This window comes from Roseisolibacter sp. H3M3-2 (assembly GCF_029211165.1).
GTDB lineage: Bacteria > Gemmatimonadota > Gemmatimonadetes > Gemmatimonadales > Gemmatimonadaceae > Roseisolibacter.
Genome location: NZ_JARGEK010000749.1, coordinates 1 through 764 on the forward strand (window position 1 = coordinate 1; position 764 = coordinate 764).

Sequence of the window (764 nt, forward strand, 5' to 3'; positions counted from 1 at the left end):
CCACGGCTTCCGGCGTCTCAACGCGCTTTGAGATTCCCAGCTTTTCGGCCAATCCCTGCGGTGCATAGGCGCGTGGCTCGACCGCTTGCGGGCTGATGGTGACGTGGCCCACTGGTGGCCGCTCCAGGGCCTCGTAGAACGCCTGAATGCGCGTGTGACGTGCCTTGCTGCCCTCGATGCCCCGTTGCAGCCCTAGATCGGCCACAGCGGCCGCAAACGTGGTCTGGTCGCGGGTCATCTGCGCTTTGTTGCCGATGAACTCCTTGGCCGACAGCCTGCCGTCCTGCGTCAGCGGCACCACGAACGCGGTCATGTGCGGGCTGGTTTCGTCACGGTGGATGCTGGCCGTCACGATGCGATCCGCCCCGTACTTGTCCGCCAGCCACTTGTGCGCCTTCTCGAAGAACGCCGCCTGCTGTTCTTGGCTGGCCGACTTCCACCATTCCGGGCTGGCCGTCATGACGTACTCGACCGCCAACACAGCGTCCTTGCGCCGCTTCTCTGGCAGCAACTCGCGCAGTCGGCCCATCGCTTCATCGGTGCTGCTGGCCGCCCAGTGCTCGTTCTCTGGCGTCCTGCTGGCGTCAGCGTTGGGCGTCTCGCGCTCGCGGTAGGCGTGCTTGAGACTGGCCGCCACGTTGCCCATTTTCGCCAGCTTCTTGCATCGCATGATCGCGTATGCCCCCATGCCTGCCCCTCCCTTTTGGTGTCCAACCGGCTCGACGGGGGCAGCGCAAGGCGGTGCCTCCGGCGGGCCACTCAAT

1 protein-coding gene is annotated in these 764 nt (G+C 65.7%); it reads right to left on the reverse strand.

Features of this window, described 5'->3' with window-relative positions:
- The coding region (mobV, locus tag PYV61_RS26165; RefSeq protein WP_275836826.1) for a MobV family relaxase at positions 1–688 on the reverse strand (688 nt) is incomplete at its 3' end.
- Between the last annotated feature and the right edge of the window lie 76 nt (positions 689–764).